This is a genomic window from Marinomonas vulgaris, assembly GCF_018145875.1.
Classification (GTDB): domain Bacteria; phylum Pseudomonadota; class Gammaproteobacteria; order Pseudomonadales; family Marinomonadaceae; genus Marinomonas; species Marinomonas vulgaris.
The window spans coordinates 39950-58178 of sequence record NZ_JAGSSV010000014.1 but is presented as its reverse complement, the minus strand read 5'-3'; the positions used below and the strand labels follow the sequence as shown (position 1 = coordinate 58178).

The following is an 18229-nucleotide window of genomic DNA, read 5'->3' as shown; positions in this document are numbered from 1 at the left end:
CAATACTTCACGTATCGTTTTATCTTACGAAGACGAATATAAGGCGATGACTATGCACTATGTAAAATCCCTCTTCCCACATACCATCGCACGTTTTGCTTACTGTTTTTCTTTATTATGCGTGCTGTTTGCCTCATCTGCCTTTGCCAATGAAGCAGAAGATCTTTTGGCCGAGATGCAAGAAGCGGCACAAGCAGGCAACCTTGATAGCATTAAGGACGCTCTGCCCCAATTAATAACTCGTTCCGATGAGCTGACAGAAGTCGCTTACACTGATGCCAGTGCCAAAACCAGCTTGTTGCTGCGTAAAACGGCCCAACGAGAGGCCGCCCGCGTGGCGGTCAATTATCTAAGAAGCGAAGCAGCAACAAGATTACAAGAAGCCGTGCGTTATCGTTGGATGATGATCATCAGTTACGATCTGATGTATTTTTCAGAGTTCAGCTTAGCTAAATCCATGATTGAACAAGAACTTAATGACATTAAAACCTGGTCACCAAGCACCAAAGACAGCAAAACCACCCAAGCCAACTTGTATCATATTTACGGGCAACTCTTGGTACGACAACAGCGAGTAGCGCAGGCCTTACCTTACTTCTATCAGGCAGAAACTTGGTTTCGAAGCATAGATGAGCAGCACCCTTCCATTTTTGTCATTTATATATTGCTCGGAGAAGCGTTTCTTCACGCGCGGGAATACCAGCAAGCCGAGACGTTTTCTCGAAAAGCCCTCGCCATGATCCCCGACGGCCGTGTTGACGCCATTAGCTATTTAAACGCGATTTTGGCCTCTGCTCTTAATCGCCAACAGCGCTCTCAAGAAGCCATGAAGGTGATAGCCGATTATTTGGCGAACCCTGTTGACCCTAGACGTGACTATTTTCTGTATTTTTCGTTGGTTCACATTGACGTGTTGCGTGATCTCAAACAATTTGATCAAGCGCTTGCACTGGCAAGGAGCACCTTTGCCCTCGCACAAGAGGTCGGCAATGAAGACTACATAAAAGACGCCACTCGCCAGCTTGGCTATATGCAGTCTTATTTTGGTAATCTAACCGAAGCAGAAATCTTGCTGAAAGAAGCCATCGAATCGCCGTCGGGGATTCGTCAAGGCAATCCACCAGAAGCGTATTTAGACTATGTCGATGTCCTAATGAAACTTGGACAATATGACAGTGCGCTGGCGTATTACCGCCGTTACCATGATGCCTTTATTGAAGAGCATCAACGCATTAATCGAATCGCCATTGCCAACTTGGAGTTTCAACAACGCAATCAACGTTTAGAACAACAAAAAGCCCTAATATCGACTCAGCTGGCACTTGCCCAAGCCAATGAAAAACGTGCAAAGCTACAGGTTTCTTTTTTCGTATGGGCCATTTTTGCGCTTACTGTCATTGCAGCCACTATTCTTCTCATGTGGTTGCAGTTGCGCCGACGAAGCCAGCAATTGCAGACCATGGCTGTAGAAGATCAGCTGACACGATTTGGTAATCGGCATGCCTTTTTAAAAGCGTTTGATCGCCCTGATTACTATTATTTGCTCATTATCGACATCGATGGTTTAAAACCCTACAACGACAATTACGGCCATCAAAAAGGCGATGAGCTTATACAAACCTACAGCGAGCAATTAAGGCTCCGTTTTACATCAAGCTATGCGGCCTTGTTTCGTACTGGAGGTGATGAATTTGCCATATTGATCGATAATACCACTACCATCGACAGCATTAATGACTTTATGTTCGAAGCCGTGACAGGCACTCAAAAAGGGGGCTTCCACACTATGAACGCAAGCTATGGCATTGCCACAAGAGAAGAAGCACACAGTGATCGAGAATGGATTTCACTGGCAGACCAACGCATGTATGCCATGAAAAAAGCCAAATAAAGCGAACCTTACTTGGCGAAAGAGTCTCATCTAATCACGCTGAAAGTGAGTATCACAAGTCACCACATAGTGTTGAATCGATAGGAATAAATACCCACCCTATCTGTACAATATCTCCGGTAAAATCATCGCGACAGCGGGCACAAGCGTAATCAGCATAAGTCGCACTATGTCAGCGCACCAAAAAGGCGTCACCCCTTTGAAAATAGTGCCCGGCTTTACCCCTTTGAGCACCGCGCTCAACACAAAAACATTCATGCCAACAGGCGGTGTGATCAAGCTGATTTCAGTCACCACGACGACAATGATCCCGAACCACACCAGATCAAACCCAAGGCTTTGTACCAAAGGATAAAAAATTGGCACCGTCAGCAGCATCATAGACAGGCTCTCAAACACCATGCCTAACACAATGTAAATGCCCAATATGACGAAGATCACCCCTAATGGGCTGATATCCAATGACACAACAAATTCGTACAATGCGTCAGGGAAACCCGCACGGTTAATAAAGTCCGAAAAGATCAGCGCGCCAATCACCACAGCGAACAGCATGGCCGTCGTACGGGTGGTATCAATCAAGGACAGAAACAAAGAACGCACATTCAAAGTGCCTTTAAAAAGCGCGATTAAAAAAGCCCCACCTGCTCCGACACCGGCTGCTTCTGTTGGGGTAAAAATACCTGCGTAAATGCCGCCCATTACCAGGATAAACAAGGCTAAGACGCCCCACACACCATTCATTGAGGATAAGCGTTGCGACCAGGATAGTTTTTCGCCGCACGGGCCAGCTTCGGGCGTGCGCCAAACCACGTATTTCACCGCGAACAAATACAACAAAATGCCCAACATACCGGGGATAAAGCCGGCCGCAAACAATTCCCGAATACTGGTTTCGGTCAGCAGGCCGTACATCACCAAAATAACGCTCGGTGGAATCAAGATACCCAAGGTGCCGCCCGCGGCGATGGACGCCGTTGCCAACCCATCGGAATAGCCATACTTGCGCATTTCAGGCATAGCTACTTTGGCCATGGTGGCCGATGTCGCCAAAGAAGACCCACAAATCGCCGAAAAACCACCACATGCCACTACCGTTGCCATGGACAATCCCCCGCGACGATGACCCAAAAAGGCATTCGAAGCACGATAAAGCGCATTAGACAAACCAGAATTGGTCACCAAGTTGCCCATCAAAATAAACAAGGGGATCACCGACAAACTGTATTCCTGAGCGGTATCAATAATTCGATTCGACGCCAGTGACAAGACACCACTCCAGCGAAAACTCATCACATTGTCAAAACTCAAACCTTGTAAATAAGAGAAACCAAAAAAACCCACGATCCCCATCGCAAACGCAATGGGTATTCGTACCCCGATAATCAATATCAAAAGTATCGCAAAACCTATAAGAGCAACTGTCATACTAAAACCTACTGGTAAAACCTATTATTCTTTTTGTGATTTGATCGCGCGATACACGCCGTAAGTAATCATGGTGGCAGCGCAGAGGTAACTCATTACCGCAATAAACTGCACGATATAGCCAACAGGGAATTCTAAATACTCAGTGACCACGCCCCGTCGTAACGATCGACTGGCCAAATAAATCATTCGTTCGGCAACAAAATAAAACGCCGCTGAAATCAACAAAGCCGAAAACAAAGCCAATAACTTCACCAACAAGTGCCCATAAAGGCGATCCAATAAATCCACAATGACGTGTCCGCCGCGCCAAGTAATCACCGGCATCTGCGCGAATACCATAATGGCCAGCATCACCTCGGTAATTTCTACGGCCCCATTAATCGAATTAGAAAAGAAATAGCGCCCAGCGACATCCGCACAGGTAAGCAGCATCAGCGCCAAAAGCGTGGTGGCAGTCACACATTCAAGACCAAAGGCCAGCCACTTGGCTGGCCCCTTGTCTGGATAGTGCTCTGCAATAAATTGCGATAGCGCCATCGTTTAGTTTCCTGCGTTGTAGTGACGCGCTTCGTGGCGCAGTTCTTTCAATACCGCTACCGCGTCGATGTTCTTGTCCGCAACAGAATCTAACCAGGCTTGATCGCTGGCGGGCATCAAGGCATTAAACTGCTCCGATAAAGCACTGCCTTCTTGCACTTCATTGATTTCAACACCCGCGGCTATCGCGGCTTTGTAGCCATCTAAATCGCCCATGTCCCACGCTTTACCTGCCATGGCAGACAATTTTTCGCCAGACACCGCACGGATCGCCGCTTGGTCTTTCTCGCTCAAACTGTCCATAAATTCTGCATTGATGAACATAGAAAAACTGCCCATGTACATGCCAGCTGGGAAAATAGTAATGTACTTAGTGACTTCATTTAGGCGCAGGCTTTTTTGCTGAGCCATCGGCATGAAGATTCCGTCGATGACATTTTGCTGCAGCATTTCGTAAGCTTTCGTCGCAGGCGCACCGACTGGTGTGACTTCCATCGCTTCAGCTAAATAAGTTTGCACTCCGCCGCCAACGCGAATTTTTTTGCCTTTTAAATCGTCTAGGGAGTTAACAGGAAAGTTCGATTGAATGGTGCCTTGACCGTGGGAGAACAACCCCAGTACTTCTAGTTCTTCAAATTCGTTTTCAGCTTTGAAGTACTTATCGTACATGCGCCAAAGCGCCACAGACGTCGCTTCTGAATTTACCCCTAAGCCCGGCATTTCAATGATTTGTGGCAAGGTAAAACGCCCCGGCACATAACCATGAAAACTAAAGCTAGCGTCTGAGATACCATCTTCTACAATTTGAAACATGGTTTTAGGATGACCTAAACCGTATTCCAATTTCACCACCACACGACCTTCTGTCGCTTCTTCCACCCATTTTGCCCACGTTGGCCATACCACGGTGTTTTGGTTATCGGTTGGGGGCAACCAGGTTGCCACCCGTAAGACAGTTTGTGCATAACTGGATGCCGAAAAACTGACCGTCATAAACATCAGCAGTGCGATTACGGATTGTCTTAGATTCAACATAATAGAAACCTTTTTAGAATTATTGTTTTAATATCGACGTTCTCGTGTTGAAGCGTTAGGTATTGCCAGTCGTTAGAGCACGCTCCCCGCTCTAACGACCTTAATCAGGGAATTAGCCGACACTGAGCTTTTTCACCAGGGTTAAAATATCGTAGCTGGCCACCAATTCGTCTTTTTGATTGGTCACCTGTACATCCCAAACCACCACACCTTGAGGTTCGCCTTTTGGGCTCACCTTGCCTTGGTCGATTTTGCGCTTGCAAGTAAGGCGCGCGCGAATCGTGTCGCCAATAGGAACGGGCGTGATAAAACGCAAATTATCCAAACCGTAGTTCGCCAACACAGGGCCTTCACCCGGCGATACAAACAAACCCGCCGCCGCCGACAACACAAAGTAGCCATGGGCAATACGCTGCTCAAATTGCGTATCGCGGGCGGCAATGTCGTCAAAGTGCATGTAGAAATGATCACCCGATAAGCAGCCAAAGTTAACGATGTCGGCTTCAGTAACGGTGCGACGATGGGTCAATAAAGACTCGCCTACTTGGAGGTTTTCAAAATAACGTCTAAAAGGATGCACTTCGGTTTCGATGGTGTCGCCACCACGCACGTATTCTTTAACAACCGCACTCAACATGGTGGGTGAACCTTGCAAGGCCGCACGCTGTAAATAATGCGTCACGCCACGAATGCCGCCTAGTTCTTCACCACCGCCCGCACGACCTGGGCCGCCGTGTTTCAACATAGGCAAAGGCGAACCATGCCCAGTGGATTCTTTCGACGCTTCTTCGTTAAGAATGTGCACCCGTCCGTGCCATACCGCAAGGTTAGGCACCACATGGGCGGCCACTTCAGGGTCATTGGTGACTAAAGTCGACACCAAAGACCCTTTACCACGGGCTGCTAATGCAATGGCGTGATCGGTGTCCTTGTAGGCCATAAGTGTGCTAATCGGCCCAAAGGCTTCAATATCATGAGCGCCGCCTTCGGCGTCTGGGTCATTGCTCATTAATACCGTCGGCTGACAGAAAGCACCTTTTTCAACACCGTCACCCACTGGCTGACAGCCATCGCGGCCACCGCTGATTAAGGTGCTGGTCTTTAGCAATTGATCGAGTTGATTCAACACATCGTATTGCTGAACGTGCGTGGCCAATGGCCCCATGCGAACGCCTTCTACGTTAGGGTCACCCACGGTAACTTTTGCCAAGCGCGCGGTTAAGCGCTCCGCCACCGCTTCCATGTGATTTTCCGGCACCAACACACGGCGAATCGCGGTGCATTTTTGACCAGATTTCGCCGTCATTTCTCGGGCGACTTCTCTGACGAATAAATCGAATTCAACGCTATCAACGGCCACGTCTGGTGCCAAAATCGCACAGTTCAATGAATCTGCTTCGGCGTTAAACGGCACTGCATTAGTAATCAAATTTGGCGTGGTGCGCAGTTTCGCCGCAGTTGCCGCTGACCCTGTAAAGGTCACCATGTCTTGGCCATCAAGACGATCGAGTAAATCCCCGGTGCGACCAATCACCAGCTGTAAGCTGCCTTCTGGTAAACAACCAGACTGATGCATCAAACGCACGCAGGCTTCGGTTAAAAAAGACGTAGACGTCGCCGGTTTTACAATGCAAGGCAAGCCAGCGATGAAGTTGGCAGCGAATTTTTCGAGCATGCCCCAGATCGGGAAATTGAAGGCATTAATGTGTACCACCACGCCGTGACGAGGTACCAACACGTGCGAGCCGTAAAAACCGCCCTCTTTGCCCAATGGCATAGCATCACCTTCGTGGATCAAGTTACCCGATGGCAGCTCTCGTCGACCCATGCTGGCATAAGCAAACAAGGTACCCGCGCCGCCTTCAATATCGATCCAGCTGTCGGTACGAGTCGCCCCTGTCTGTGTCGATAATTGGTACAAGGCTTCTTTGTGTTCGAGCAGGTATTTGCCCAAATCTCTAAGACAAGAGGCGCGAGATTGAAAATCCATCGATAACAAAGATTGACGCCCTTTGGTTCGGGCAAAATCGATCGATTGACCAAAGTCGATGGCATCAGAATGGGTGTGAAAAAGGGTGTTCCCATTGATAGGGCTCAACAGGGCTTGGTCGGCTTGTTTACCAAACCACTGCCCAGCGATAAAACTCTGTACTATTGGCTGCTGACTCATGTTTCTCTCCGTCGACGTTGACCGTCCGTTCTTATTTTGTAAATTGCTCAGTAAGGTGTTCTGCGTTTATTAAACTTCGTCGAAATCCAACACAACACGCTTCGACATAGGGAAAGATTGGCAGGACAACACGTAACCCGCTTCCACTTCGTAATCTTCCAGACCTATGCTGATGTCCATGTCCACATCGCCTTCAATCACTTTACATTTACAGGTTGAGCACACGCCGGCCTTGCATGAGAAAGGCAAATCCGCCCCATGCTCGTTACCTGCATCTAATAGATTGGCGGTGTTTTGTTTCACTGAGAAGGTTTGCGAAATGCCGTCACGGACCACCGTAACTTCGGACACATCGGCGTGCTCTGCCGCAGCGGCGCGGGCTTCTTGCTTGCGTTCATTACCGGCGGCGGCGAACAACTCGAAATGAATCTTGTTGGTTGCCATGCCAGCGGCGGCCAAAGTGTCTCGCACGGTTTCCGTCATGGTTTGTGGGCCACAAATGAAGGCAGCATCTAGCTGTTTCGCATCGAGCCAGCGATCAAACAAGACTTGGCATTTTTGAGCGTCTATGTGGCCGTTGTATAAATCAATGTCTTGCTGCTCACGGCTAAAAACAAAAATTAGATTAAACCGTCCCATGTAGGTATTTTTGAGGTCGGTTAACTGTTCACGGAACATGGTGGACGAAGTCGCACGATTACCAAAAATCAAGGTGACGTGGCTTTTGGGTTCGGCTTCAAGAGTGGTTTTTGCGATGGACATAATGGGCGTAATGCCACTGCCGGCGGCCACCAGCAAATAGTTGCCTTCGCGCTCTGGGTCTAATTCAGTATAGAAATGCCCCATGGGTGGCATGACATCGAGAAGATCGCCCACCGCAAGATGCTGATTGGCGTAGGTGGAAAACAATCCGCCCTGTACCTGCTTCACGGCAACGCGCAATTCGCCGTCGTTCACGCCGCTGCAAATCGAATAAGAACGACGTACTTCTTCGCCATTCAGTTGCGTACGCAGGGTTAAATATTGCCCCTGCTTGAAACGATACGCCGCTTCTAAATGCTCGGGGATATCAAACACCATGGACACGGCATCACGGGTTTCGTGACGCAGTTCACGCACGGTTAAAGAATGAAACTGATTCATAAATTTCTCCACTGCCATTTATCGTTGATATTGGCAATTGTCTGCACTGGCCGCTTTAAAATAGACGGCTAAATACACTTAAAATAATCAAATGGCTCTAGGCAATCCAAACAGCGGTACAAGGCTTTACACGCCGTTGAGCCAAATTCACTGACCAACTGCGTATGCTCGCTGCCACAAATAGGACACGTCACCTGCGGTGCGACTGACGTTAAACTGCGCTTGCTGGCACTGCCCACAGGGGGCGAAATGCCGTAAGCTTTAAGCTTTTCGCGGCCCGCTTGGGTGATCCAATCGGTTGTCCAAGCCGGGTCTAAGCGCTGAACGACCTCGGCTTGAACAAAACCCGCTTGCACCAAGGCTTCACGGATCGACAACTCAATCACTTCCGTCGCCGGACAGCCAGAATACGTGGGCGTAATCAACACACTTAAGTGACCATCGCGCCAGGTAATCTTGCGCACTATGCCCAAGTCCACCACGCTGACTACAGGCACTTCAGGGTCCATGACCTCAGCCAACACCTGCTCAGCCAGCGCCAAATCCGCTTCGGTTTTGGGCGTCGCCTGCTGATCGGTGGCGATGAGCTGACCTATTTCACCAGGACGCATTGGGATGCGCTCTTTGTAAATATTGCATTTCAGCCAACAAGAAACCCAGATGCTCAGAATGCACGCCATCACGGCTGGCTAGGTAGAAAGGCTGAGCCGCATCGGGTACCGTCAAGGTGGCGCGAGCAAACACGTCGTTCACCATGGCTTGCCATTTTGTCGCCACACTACTGATGTCGCCAATGGTGTGCGCTTCGCTCAAGGACTGCTCTTGCGTCGACAATTCAACAAATTCGTAACTGAAGCGCCACAAGGCGTCGATGGCTTTTACCATGCGCTGGTGGCTTTCTTCTGTGCCATCGCCAAGACGCTCAACCCATTCGGATGAACGACGAAGATGATAAGTCACCTCTTTTAATGACTTGGTCGCAATGGCCGCCACGCGCTCGTCTTTTGCTTTGCTCAACTGAGTCAGCATGGGGTATTGCCACGCATCAAAGAAAAACTGCTTCAACATGGTGACCGCGAAGTCGCCGTTGGGCTGCTCTACCATCAATAGGTTACGAAAATGGCGCTCATCGCGACGGTAGGCTAATGAATCAGCATCATGGCCATCACCAATACGCTCGGCGGCGTAATCCAGCCAGTTACGGGCTTGACCGACCAAATCCAAACCGACGTTCATCAGTGCCAATTCTTCTTCCAGGGCAGGCGCTTTGCCTGTCCATTCACACAAACGCTGCGCTTGAACCAAGGCGCTGTCACCCATGCGCAATAAAAATTCGGTTAACTCGTCGTACTTCTGCATTTCACACCTCACATATGGCCGACTTCGTCTGGTAACTCGTAAAAGCTCGCGTGGCGATACACCTTATCTTCGGAAGGATCAAACAGGGCTTCTTTCTCATCGCTGGCGGTCGCGGTGATGCTGGCTGACGGTGTCACCCAAATGCTCACGCCTTCGTTGCGACGGGTGTAAAGTTCGCGGGCGTTTTCAATTGCCATTTCAGCGTCAACAGCGTGAACGCTGCCGACGTGTTTGTGGTTTAACCCGTGTTTACTGCGGATAAATACTTCAAATAATGTCCATTGTGACATAACGAATACCTTTCTAAATTTATGCGACGGCTTGTTTTTGTTGTTTTTTATGGGCATGTGCCACAGCCGCTTCTCGAACCCATGCGCCAATTTCAATGGCATTGCGACGGGTTTCTAAGCGCTCTGTGTTACAAGGGCCGTGACCTTGAATGACACGATTAAATTCTTCCCATTGAATGTCGCCAAACTCATAATGGCCAGTTTCTTCATTCCACTTAAGGTCAGGGTCAGGCACGGTACAACCCAACACATTGAGCTGTGGAATAGTTTGATCGATGAAGCGCTGACGCAACTCATCGTTGGTATGACGCTTAATTTTCCACGCCATAGATTGCGCACTGTTTGGCGAATGCTCGTCACTCGGACCAAACATCATCAGAGCAGGCCACCACAGGCGGTTAATGGCGTCTTGCACCATTTCCTTTTGTGCTTCTGTGCCGTGGCGCATCATGTGCAGCAGAATTTCGTAACCTTGACGCTGGTGGAAACTTTCTTCTTTACACACTCGCACCATGGCGCGGGCATACGGGCCGTAAGAAGTACGCTGTAATGGCACCTGGTTAACGATGGCCGCGCCATCCACCAGCCAGCCTACTGCGCCCATGTCGGCCCAATTTAAGGTTGGGTAGTTAAAAATACTCGAGTATTTCGCACGACCAGAATGCAGTTTTTCGATCTCTTCATCGCGATCCGCCCCTAGGGTTTCCATCGCGCTGTAAAGGTACAAACCGTGCCCGGCTTCATCCTGAATTTTCGCCATTAGTTGCAATTTGCGTTTTAGCGTCGGTGCGCGTGTCACCCAATTGCCCTCTGGCAACATGCCAACGATTTCTGAGTGAGCATGCTGCGAAATCTGACGGATCAGCGTTTTGCGGTAGCTGTCTGGCATCCAGTTTTTGGCTTCGATTTTAATTTCAGCATCAATACGCTCTTGAAAAGCGCGTTCTTCAGGGCTCATTTCCTCTAGGGTTTTTAGTTTTTTACTTCCAGTTTCAACAAGTTGAGCATACATAATTAACAACCTCTAAAAGTGATAAAAACGTCTTTTCAGCAAGACCATAAAAACATAATGACACAGAATAAATTAATTTCAACTATATTTTGTATCATAATTAGATGTTATTTTTCTAAGCCCTTGAATACAAATCAATCAACGGCCTAGGGAATCCCCAAATAGCGTATTAGAATCTTAAATGTGTGGTAAAAAGCGCTTAACGTTGGTCAAAAACTCGTTTCGCTTTGCCCTCAGAGCGTGAAATAGAGCCAATGTCTCGGACATTTACCGCCACTGAGATACCGATGGAACTCTTAATGTGATGACACAGTTTTTTCACCAAGTTATGAACTTCTGAATCGACCAAAGCCTGATGCTCAGGACGCAGTTCAACGTGCACTTCCATGCCATCCATATTGCCTTTACGATACAAATGAATTTCATAGCTTTCAGAAAAGTGCGGTATTTTCAGCACTTCTTCTTCGATTTGCGTGGGAAAGACATTAACGCCACGAATGATCATCATGTCGTCACTGCGTCCGGTAATTTTATCAATGCGGCGCATGCGTCTGGCGGTGCCAGGCAAAAGGCGCGTCAGATCTCGTGTTCGATAACGGATCATCGGCAAGGCTTCTTTGCTCAGACTAGTGAACACCAACTCCCCCATTTCGCCATCAGGCAGAACTTCGCCTGTATTTGGGTCAATGATTTCTGGGTAAAAATGGTCTTCCCAGACAGTAGGGCCATCTTGGGTTTCAGCGCATTCCATCGCCACACCTGGCCCCATAATTTCAGACAAGCCATAAATATCCATGGCTCGCATGCCCATACGCTCTTCCACTTTTTTACGTAATTCGTCGGTCCATGGCTCGGCACCAAAAATCCCTAAGCGCAATTTTAATTTGTGCGGATCGACCCCTTGGCGCTCCATTTCATCGGCAATATTGAGCATGTACGATGGCGTCACCATGATGATGTCTGGCTGAAAATCGGTAATCAGGCGCACCTGTTTTTCGGTTTGTCCACCGGACATAGGAATGACCGTACAACCTAGTCGCTCTGCCCCGTAATGCGCACCCAATCCTCCCGTGAACAAGCCATAACCGTAGGCGTTATGCAGCTTATCGCCACGACGGCCACCGGCGGCACGAATAGAACGCGCAACGATATTAGCCCAGGTGTCTATGTCGTTTTGGGTGTAACCCACCACCGTTGGCTTGCCTGTTGTGCCGCTTGACGCATGAAGGCGAACCACCTGTTCAACGGGCGTGGCAAACATGCCGTACGGATAGTTATCGCGCAAATCGGTTTTGGTCGTGAAAGGCAATTTGGCTAGATCATCCAAAGAAGTGATGTCGTCCGGATGCAGTCCGAGCTGGTCGAATCGAGCCTTGTACATGGGCACATTGTGATAAGCGTGTTGTACCGTCCATTTAAGACGATCTAACTGATGAGCTCTTAACTCATCAATGCTGGCGGTTTCCATTGGATCTAATACGTCTGGATTAAACTGACTACGAATATCCACGATAAAGCTCTCTCTATTTTTATTTTTGTGAAATGTTTTGAACTGTATTTTTGCTTGCTATAGGCGCTCAATGACCATAGCAATGCCCTGTCCGACACCAATGCACATGGTACACAGAGCGTAGCGTTTTTGTTTAACTTCTAATTCATTTAACGCCGTAGTGACCAGTCGAGCGCCACTCATGCCCAGCGGATGACCCAGCGCAATAGCGCCGCCATTGGGGTTCACTCGTGCATCATCGTCGCTCAACCCCAACTGGCGCAATACCGCCAAGCCTTGGGAGGCAAAAGCTTCGTTTAATTCGATCACGTCCATATCGGCCAAGGTCAAGCCAACTTGTTCAAGTACTTTTTGCGCTGCTGGCGCGGGCCCGATGCCCATGATACGTGGCGCAACACCGGCGGTGGCCATACCAAGCACTCGACCACGAGCGGTTAAACCGTATTTTTGTGCCGCCGCATCGCTGGCTAACAAAAGCGCACACGCGCCGTCGTTCACACCTGATGCATTACCAGCGGTGACGCTGCCAAGGCCATCTTTACGAAACGGTGTGCCCAACTTTGACAAGGCATCTAGGGTGGTATTCGCACGAGGGTGCTCGTCTTGATCCACAATAATAGGATCGCCTTTGCGCTGAGCTATGGATACGGGTGTGATTTCTTTCGCCAAGCGCCCGTTTTGTTGTGCGATCGCGGTTTTCTGTTGACTACGCAATGCGAACAAGTCTTGATCGGCTCTGGAAATCGCAAAATCTTCAGCCACGTTTTCAGCCGTTTCCGGCATAGAGTGCACACCGTATTGGGACGACATAAGGCGATTCACAAAACGCCAACCTATTGTGGTGTCGTACATTTCGGCTTGACGGGAAAAGGCACTGGTTGCTTTCGCCGAAACAAAAGGCGCACGAGACATGGACTCTACGCCACCGGCGATCATTAAACTTGCTTCACCTGATTTTATTGTTCGAGCCGCCAAGCCAATGGCGTCCATTCCCGAACCACACAAGCGGTTGATCGTCGAACCCGGCACCGTCTCTGGCAAACCGGCCAATAATGACGACATGCGCGCTACGTTGCGGTTGTCTTCGCCCGCTTGGTTGGCGCAGCCGTATAGCACATCGTCTATTAAAGACCAATCGACACTGGGGTTACGGGCCATTAAGGCAGTCATAGGGATGGCGCCTAAATCGTCCGCTCGAACGGAAGACAAAGCACCGCCGTAACGACCAATAGGGGTACGAATCGCATCAATTATTAATGCATTCATCATGATTCTTCTCCTGTTTTTAAGGGCAAAATCTCGCCTTTTACCTGATAAGACTTTCCGTGAAAAATCGCGATCAACTGACCCTCTTGATTGTGAATTTCCACGTCGTAATTGCCCGTACGGCCACCACGACTTTTTTCTGTACAGCGGGCGATGAGTTCATCGCCGGCAAACGCCGGCGCGATGTAATCAATAGAGCAGCCTAACGCCACCGTAGGCTTGTTATAAGTATTACAAGCAAAGGCAAACGCAGAATCCGCCAAGGTAAACATATAACCACCGTGACAGGTGTTATGGCCTTGTAGCATGAAATCCTGCACCGTCATTTTGGCTTCAGAAAAACCCGCTTTGGTCGCCAATATTTGGATACCCAAATGCTGAGTCGCCACATCTCTTTGGTAAAGTGCCTTAGCGCAAGCAACGGCTAAGTCGTCTTTTTGTTGTGCATCACTCATGAAAACCTCTCCCTTCTGTGGCAAGCTTTTTGATCAATAAAGAAGCGCGATAACGGTCTTCGCCGTAGGCTTGTTGCAAATGATTTAACGTGGTTAATATGCTGGATACGCCCAAGCGATCGCCCCAAGCCAATGGCCCTATTGGGTAGTTCACGCCAAAAGTCATTGCCGTATCAATGTCAGACACACTGGCGACGCCATTCAATGCTGCATCAGCCGCTTCGTTTGCCAACATAGCAACGGTTCTCATCACCACCAGACCAGGGGAATCGGTCACTTCCGACACCTGAACGCCCATCAGTGCAAAACCATCTACGGCTTGCTGAAACACATGGTCAGACACGCCAAAAGCACGACTCAAGGCCAAGTGCGTGGTGGTGTCGTAATTCAGCGCCAAATCCACCAAGATCAGATTGTCAAGCTGCTCGGCTTGAGCGCGCTCGCAGGCCATTCGCCCATCGGTCAATACCAGGTTAGCGTCACCGATGCGCAAAACACCGACCTTGCTCTTCGTGGACGACACAGATAACGCTTGCCCTAAAGAAGCGCTTAAACGGTCAGTCAGAGGGGCGAGAACACCCAAGTCACCGGACACAACACAGTCAGATGCTAAGGAAGCCGGATCGATTTGCGAGTCTGACACGGGGCAATATTGCACCGCAGGTAGCGTTGCGTCTTCACCGTAAGAATAGAAACCTTGTCCGCTTTTGCGCCCCAACATGCCCGCTTCCACCAGCTCTTTTTGGATCAAGGAAGGTTGAAAGCGAAAATCGCCGTAATAGGCATCGAACACCGAACAGGTTACTGCGTAGTTCACGTCGTGGCCGATCAAATCGGTCAGTTCAAACGCTCCCATCCGAAAGCCACCGGCGCCTCGAATCAGTGCGTCTAACGTAGCGCAATCGGCCACACCTTCTTGTTTTAGACGCAAGCTCTCGGCATAAAAAGGACGAGCCACACGGTTAACAATAAAACCTGGCGTCGAAGCCGCGTAGACAGGCTTTTTGCCCCACTGATGAGCGGTGTGATAAACGGTCTCAGCTACGTGCCCCGCCGTCATTAAGCCAGACACCACTTCAACCAGCTTCATAATGGGCGCAGGATTAAAAAAGTGCATGCCAACAAAACGCTCTGGATGAGCCATGCCAGCGGCCAATCGAGTGATGGAAATCGACGAGGTATTACTCGCCAAAATGCAGTCTGCCGAACAGATGGTTTCCAGTGACGAAAACACCGCCTGTTTGACGTCGATGTTCTCCACAATGGCTTCAATCACCAAGCCTGCATCAGCAAAGTCATCCAAGGTGTTGGCAGGATGAAGATGTGCAAGGGTGCGATCAACTGCGTCAGCCGTCATTTTTTGACGCTCAACCAAACGGCTTAATTGCTTGGCAATCTTCTCGATCGCTTCTTGTGCTGCGCCCTCGCGGTTGTCATACAATGTCACTTGATGACCTGACTGGGCGGCGACTTGCGCAATCCCTGCCCCCATGGCACCTGCACCAATGACGCCAATATTGATGGAATTCGTTAAACTGGTCATGATTATTCCCCTATGAACTCAGGCGCGCGCTTCGCCATAAAGGCCGCGACCCCTTCTCGGTAATCTTTGGTTTGGCCGGCCAAACGCTGTAAATCTCGTTCTAATTCAAGGTGCTCATCCAACCCGTGATCAAACGATTGATTCAATGCGCGCTTTATGTAGGCAAGACCTTGGGTTGGCTGGGTGGCCAAAGAGCGCGCTAATTCCAGCGCTTTTTCTCTTAACTCATCGTCTTCTTCGACCCGGTTGATCAAACCCATTTCTAGGGCAGATTCGGCCGTTACCGCACCGCCTAGTAGCGCCATTTCTTTGGCTTTGGCCATGCCGACTAAACGAGGTAAAAACCAGGTACCACCCGAATCGGGTACCAAGCCAATTTTGCAGAAGGCTTGAATGAACTTAGCGGAGCGCGCCGCTAGAATCAGATCGCACGCAAGTGGGATATTCGCTCCTGCGCCTGCCGCCACACCGTTCACCGCACAGATAACCGGCATAGGAAGATCTTGAATCGCCTTAATCAGTGGGTTATAAAATTTATCAATAGACAAACCCAAATCAGGCGACTCTGCCGTTGGGTCTACATTGCGGTCGGACAAGTCTTGCCCCGCGCAAAACCCGCGGCCTTCTCCTGTTAACACCAAGACACGAACCTGTTTGTCTTTTTTGATGCGCTTAAACGCCTCACGCACTTCTAAATGCATGGCTTCATTAAAACTGTTTAATGATTGGGGACGGTTGAGGCTCAATAAGGCCACGCCCGACTCAACAGAATACACAATATGCTCGAAACTCATGAATGAATCCCTCCTAGGCTGGTTTAATAAATGTGTGTGTTTGAACGACTTAGCGACCTGAAAACACCGGCGGACGCTTTTCTAAAAACGCCTTGATGCCTTCGTTACGGTCTTCCGTGCCGGCCAATACCGTAAAGGCGTGTCGCTCAAAGCGCAGTCCGGTCGCAAGGTCAGTGTCCATGCCTTTCAAAATGGCTTCTTTGGCCAATCGAACAGCAAGGGGGCTTTTTTGCGCAATGGTGGTCGCGATGTCGGTCGCACGTTGGAGGGTTAATTCTGGTTGGGTAATCTCGCTGATCAGCCCCGCTTCTTTTGCTTGTTGAGCAGAAATCGCTTGTCCGGTTAGCACCATTTGCATGGCTAGTGATTTGCCGACGGCACGAACCAAACGTTGTGTGCCACCAGCGCCTGGCATGATACCTAAATTGATTTCTGGCTGACCAAATTGAGCGTCTTTGCCTGCGATCAAAATGTCGGCGTGCATGGCCAGTTCACAGCCACCGCCCAAACAGTAGCCATTAACCGCTGCAATGAGGGGTTTACTGAATTGAGTAATCGCGAGCCAGCTTTGTTGACGTGGGTCTTTGAGGATGCCGACTAAATCACGATCGGCCATTTCTTTGATGTCGGCACCAGCCGCAAAGGCTCTTTTCGAACCGGACAACACGACCGCTCGAATGCTGTCGTCTGTTTCTGCTAACCCTAGAACCGTGGCAAGCTCGCCAAGCAATTGAGTGTTGAGCGCATTTAAGGCGTCTGGTCGGTGTAATTGAATGTGTTGAACGCCCTTCACCGGCGGATACACATGCAGCAGCTCGTAGGTACTTTCTAACATTTGACTAGGTTCTCTTTGTTGTTTTTATAAACACTATTTTTTGTTGTGACACACAGTTTGTTGATCTGCGTCATGTAACCTGTGACAAAGATGCCTGACATAAAGATACAAAACAAGAACTTTTTATTAAATTTGTGTATCACTTTGCGTTAAAAAAAACGATTATTTAAAAAATATAATAAAAACAATAAGATAATTTTTTTTATAACCGGTAAATTGTTTAATAGCGTTAAATTAAAGCGGTTAGCGGGAGAAATTCTTCCTTTTAGACACGGAATAACGCTACCATGTCGCTAATACATGATGTTTTAAACTCTCACATAAACGTCATATTCCTAGTAGGATTACTGAAGAGAAACCACTATGCCTTGCTATAAAATCGAAGGTGTCACGCCCGTTGTTGACCCTAGCGCTTATGTACACCCAACGGCGGTGTTAATTGGTGATGTCATCATTCACGCCCGTTGCTATGTTGGCCCTGGTGCTTGTTTACGCGGCGATTTTGGTCGCATCACCATGGAAGAAGAGTCCAATATTCAAGACAACTGCGTGGTACACGGTTTTGCCGACAGCCATACAGTGATTCGTCGCCGTGGTCACATTGGTCATGGGGCTATTTTGCACGGTTGCGACATAGGTGAAGATGCCCTAGTTGGTATGAATGCCGTGGTGATGGACAATGCCGTGATTGGCGCTGAATCCATCGTCGCCGCCGCCGCGTTTGTAAAAAACAGATTTAGCTGCGACACTCGATCCCTGTTGATTGGCAGCCCAGCGAAAGTCGTACGAAAAGTCACCGACGACGAACTGGCGTGGAAGCAAGTGGGAACGGGTGAATACATTCAGCTCGCCAACCGCTGCTTAACCTCTTTGGTAGAATGCCCGCCATTAAACGCCATAGAAGCCGACCGCCCACAATTGCAGTCTGGTCAACACAAAACCAAATCTTAACCAGATC

Annotated in this window: 17 protein-coding genes; 2 read left to right on the top strand and 15 right to left on the bottom strand. The window is 49.2% G+C overall.

Annotated features, from left to right (window positions below; genetic code table 11):
* The first annotated feature begins 52 nt into the window (after window positions 1-52).
* A complete protein-coding gene (locus J9B83_RS11315) occupies window positions 53-1891 on the top strand; it encodes a tetratricopeptide repeat-containing diguanylate cyclase (protein WP_211536855.1) in 1839 nt (612 codons plus the stop codon).
* Between the two features lie 99 nt (window positions 1892-1990).
* Here J9B83_RS11315 and J9B83_RS11310 read toward each other — a convergent pair whose 3' ends face one another.
* The 15 genes from J9B83_RS11310 to paaF all read right to left on the bottom strand — a co-directional run bounded on the left by J9B83_RS11310 (window position 1991) and on the right by paaF (window position 17271).
* Window positions 1991-3319, bottom strand: coding sequence for a TRAP transporter large permease (locus J9B83_RS11310; protein ID WP_211536854.1), 1329 nt, complete (start codon window positions 3317-3319; stop codon window positions 1991-1993).
* Between the two features lie 24 nt (window positions 3320-3343).
* On the bottom strand, window positions 3344-3859 hold the full coding sequence (locus tag J9B83_RS11305) for a TRAP transporter small permease (RefSeq protein WP_211536853.1): 516 nt from the start codon (window positions 3857-3859) through the stop codon (window positions 3344-3346).
* A 3-nt stretch (window positions 3860-3862) separates the two neighbouring features.
* On the bottom strand, window positions 3863-4894 hold the full coding sequence (locus J9B83_RS11300; RefSeq protein ID WP_211536852.1) for a TRAP transporter substrate-binding protein: 1032 nt from the start codon (window positions 4892-4894) through the stop codon (window positions 3863-3865).
* 112 nt (window positions 4895-5006) lie between these two features.
* Window positions 5007-7064, bottom strand: coding sequence for a phenylacetic acid degradation bifunctional protein PaaZ (gene paaZ, locus J9B83_RS11295; RefSeq protein ID WP_211536851.1), 2058 nt, complete (start codon window positions 7062-7064; stop codon window positions 5007-5009).
* A gap of 69 nt (window positions 7065-7133) precedes the next feature.
* Window positions 7134-8207 (bottom strand): 1,2-phenylacetyl-CoA epoxidase subunit PaaE, encoded by a 1074-nt coding sequence (gene paaE, locus J9B83_RS11290; RefSeq protein WP_211536850.1) that lies wholly within the window; start codon window positions 8205-8207, stop codon window positions 7134-7136.
* A 68-nt stretch (window positions 8208-8275) separates the two neighbouring features.
* The gene (gene paaD / locus J9B83_RS11285; protein WP_211536849.1) at window positions 8276-8818 is read right to left on the bottom strand and encodes a 1,2-phenylacetyl-CoA epoxidase subunit PaaD; all 543 of its coding nucleotides are present in this window, start codon (window positions 8816-8818) and stop codon (window positions 8276-8278) included.
* Entirely contained in the window at window positions 8805-9566 is a 762-nt protein-coding gene (gene paaC / locus J9B83_RS11280) for a 1,2-phenylacetyl-CoA epoxidase subunit PaaC (RefSeq protein WP_211536848.1), read from the bottom strand. Before paaC ends, paaD begins: the two co-directional genes overlap by 14 nt.
* A gap of 8 nt (window positions 9567-9574) precedes the next feature.
* Window positions 9575-9856, bottom strand: coding sequence for a 1,2-phenylacetyl-CoA epoxidase subunit PaaB (paaB, locus tag J9B83_RS11275; protein WP_211536847.1), 282 nt, complete (start codon window positions 9854-9856; stop codon window positions 9575-9577).
* Window positions 9857-9875: 19 nt separating this feature from the next.
* Complete coding sequence (gene paaA / locus J9B83_RS11270; protein WP_211536846.1) at window positions 9876-10868, bottom strand: 1,2-phenylacetyl-CoA epoxidase subunit PaaA; 993 nt, start codon at window positions 10866-10868, stop codon at window positions 9876-9878.
* Window positions 10869-11067: 199 nt separating this feature from the next.
* Window positions 11068-12336 carry a phenylacetate--CoA ligase PaaK gene (gene paaK, locus J9B83_RS11265; RefSeq protein ID WP_211536866.1) on the bottom strand — a complete coding sequence of 423 codons (1269 nt, stop codon included), beginning with the start codon at window positions 12334-12336 and terminating at the stop codon, window positions 11068-11070.
* A 99-nt stretch (window positions 12337-12435) separates the two neighbouring features.
* Complete coding sequence (pcaF, locus tag J9B83_RS11260; protein WP_211536845.1) at window positions 12436-13647, bottom strand: 3-oxoadipyl-CoA thiolase; 1212 nt, start codon at window positions 13645-13647, stop codon at window positions 12436-12438.
* Window positions 13644-14099: a hydroxyphenylacetyl-CoA thioesterase PaaI gene (gene paaI / locus J9B83_RS11255; RefSeq protein WP_211536844.1), complete on the bottom strand. Its 456-nt coding sequence runs from the start codon at window positions 14097-14099 to the stop codon at window positions 13644-13646. The genes pcaF and paaI overlap by 4 nt, the downstream gene beginning before the upstream one ends.
* Window positions 14092-15642 carry a 3-hydroxyacyl-CoA dehydrogenase PaaH gene (gene paaH, locus J9B83_RS11250; protein WP_211536843.1) on the bottom strand — a complete coding sequence of 517 codons (1551 nt, stop codon included), beginning with the start codon at window positions 15640-15642 and terminating at the stop codon, window positions 14092-14094. Before paaH ends, paaI begins: the two co-directional genes overlap by 8 nt.
* Window positions 15643-15644: 2 nt before the next feature.
* Complete coding sequence (gene paaG / locus J9B83_RS11245; protein WP_211536842.1) at window positions 15645-16436, bottom strand: 2-(1,2-epoxy-1,2-dihydrophenyl)acetyl-CoA isomerase PaaG; 792 nt, start codon at window positions 16434-16436, stop codon at window positions 15645-15647.
* A gap of 49 nt (window positions 16437-16485) precedes the next feature.
* On the bottom strand, window positions 16486-17271 hold the full coding sequence (gene paaF / locus J9B83_RS11240; protein ID WP_211536841.1) for a 2,3-dehydroadipyl-CoA hydratase PaaF: 786 nt from the start codon (window positions 17269-17271) through the stop codon (window positions 16486-16488).
* A gap of 363 nt (window positions 17272-17634) precedes the next feature.
* On the opposite strand from paaF, the gene J9B83_RS11235 reads away from it, so the two are divergent.
* A complete protein-coding gene (locus J9B83_RS11235; RefSeq protein ID WP_211536840.1) occupies window positions 17635-18222 on the top strand; it encodes a phenylacetic acid degradation protein PaaY in 588 nt (195 codons plus the stop codon).
* The last annotated feature ends 7 nt before the right edge of the window (window positions 18223-18229 follow it).

What these genes read in the sequence shown, in the direction of transcription:
- paaH (WP_211536843.1), bottom strand. Translation starts at nt 15,642, where the DNA reads ATGACCAGTTTAACGAATTCCATCAATATTGGCGTCATTGGTGCAGGT.
- paaD (WP_211536849.1), bottom strand. Translation starts at nt 8,818, where the DNA reads ATGCGTCCTGGTGAAATAGGTCAGCTCATCGCCACCGATCAGCAGGCG.
- paaZ (WP_211536851.1), bottom strand. Translation starts at nt 7,064, where the DNA reads ATGAGTCAGCAGCCAATAGTACAGAGTTTTATCGCTGGGCAGTGGTTT.
- paaK (WP_211536866.1), bottom strand. Translation starts at nt 12,336, where the DNA reads ATGGAAACCGCCAGCATTGATGAGTTAAGAGCTCATCAGTTAGATCGT.
- J9B83_RS11300 (WP_211536852.1), bottom strand. Translation starts at nt 4,894, where the DNA reads ATGTTGAATCTAAGACAATCCGTAATCGCACTGCTGATGTTTATGACG.
- pcaF (WP_211536845.1), bottom strand. Translation starts at nt 13,647, where the DNA reads ATGATGAATGCATTAATAATTGATGCGATTCGTACCCCTATTGGTCGT.
- J9B83_RS11315 (WP_211536855.1), top strand. Translation starts at nt 53, where the DNA reads ATGCACTATGTAAAATCCCTCTTCCCACATACCATCGCACGTTTTGCT.
- J9B83_RS11305 (WP_211536853.1), bottom strand. Translation starts at nt 3,859, where the DNA reads ATGGCGCTATCGCAATTTATTGCAGAGCACTATCCAGACAAGGGGCCA.
- paaC (WP_211536848.1), bottom strand. Translation starts at nt 9,566, where the DNA reads ATGCAGAAGTACGACGAGTTAACCGAATTTTTATTGCGCATGGGTGAC.
- J9B83_RS11235 (WP_211536840.1), top strand. Translation starts at nt 17,635, where the DNA reads ATGCCTTGCTATAAAATCGAAGGTGTCACGCCCGTTGTTGACCCTAGC.
- paaE (WP_211536850.1), bottom strand. Translation starts at nt 8,207, where the DNA reads ATGAATCAGTTTCATTCTTTAACCGTGCGTGAACTGCGTCACGAAACC.
- paaF (WP_211536841.1), bottom strand. Translation starts at nt 17,271, where the DNA reads ATGTTAGAAAGTACCTACGAGCTGCTGCATGTGTATCCGCCGGTGAAG.
- paaI (WP_211536844.1), bottom strand. Translation starts at nt 14,099, where the DNA reads ATGAGTGATGCACAACAAAAAGACGACTTAGCCGTTGCTTGCGCTAAG.
- paaA (WP_211536846.1), bottom strand. Translation starts at nt 10,868, where the DNA reads ATGTATGCTCAACTTGTTGAAACTGGAAGTAAAAAACTAAAAACCCTA.
- paaG (WP_211536842.1), bottom strand. Translation starts at nt 16,436, where the DNA reads ATGAGTTTCGAGCATATTGTGTATTCTGTTGAGTCGGGCGTGGCCTTA.
- J9B83_RS11310 (WP_211536854.1), bottom strand. Translation starts at nt 3,319, where the DNA reads ATGACAGTTGCTCTTATAGGTTTTGCGATACTTTTGATATTGATTATC.
- paaB (WP_211536847.1), bottom strand. Translation starts at nt 9,856, where the DNA reads ATGTCACAATGGACATTATTTGAAGTATTTATCCGCAGTAAACACGGG.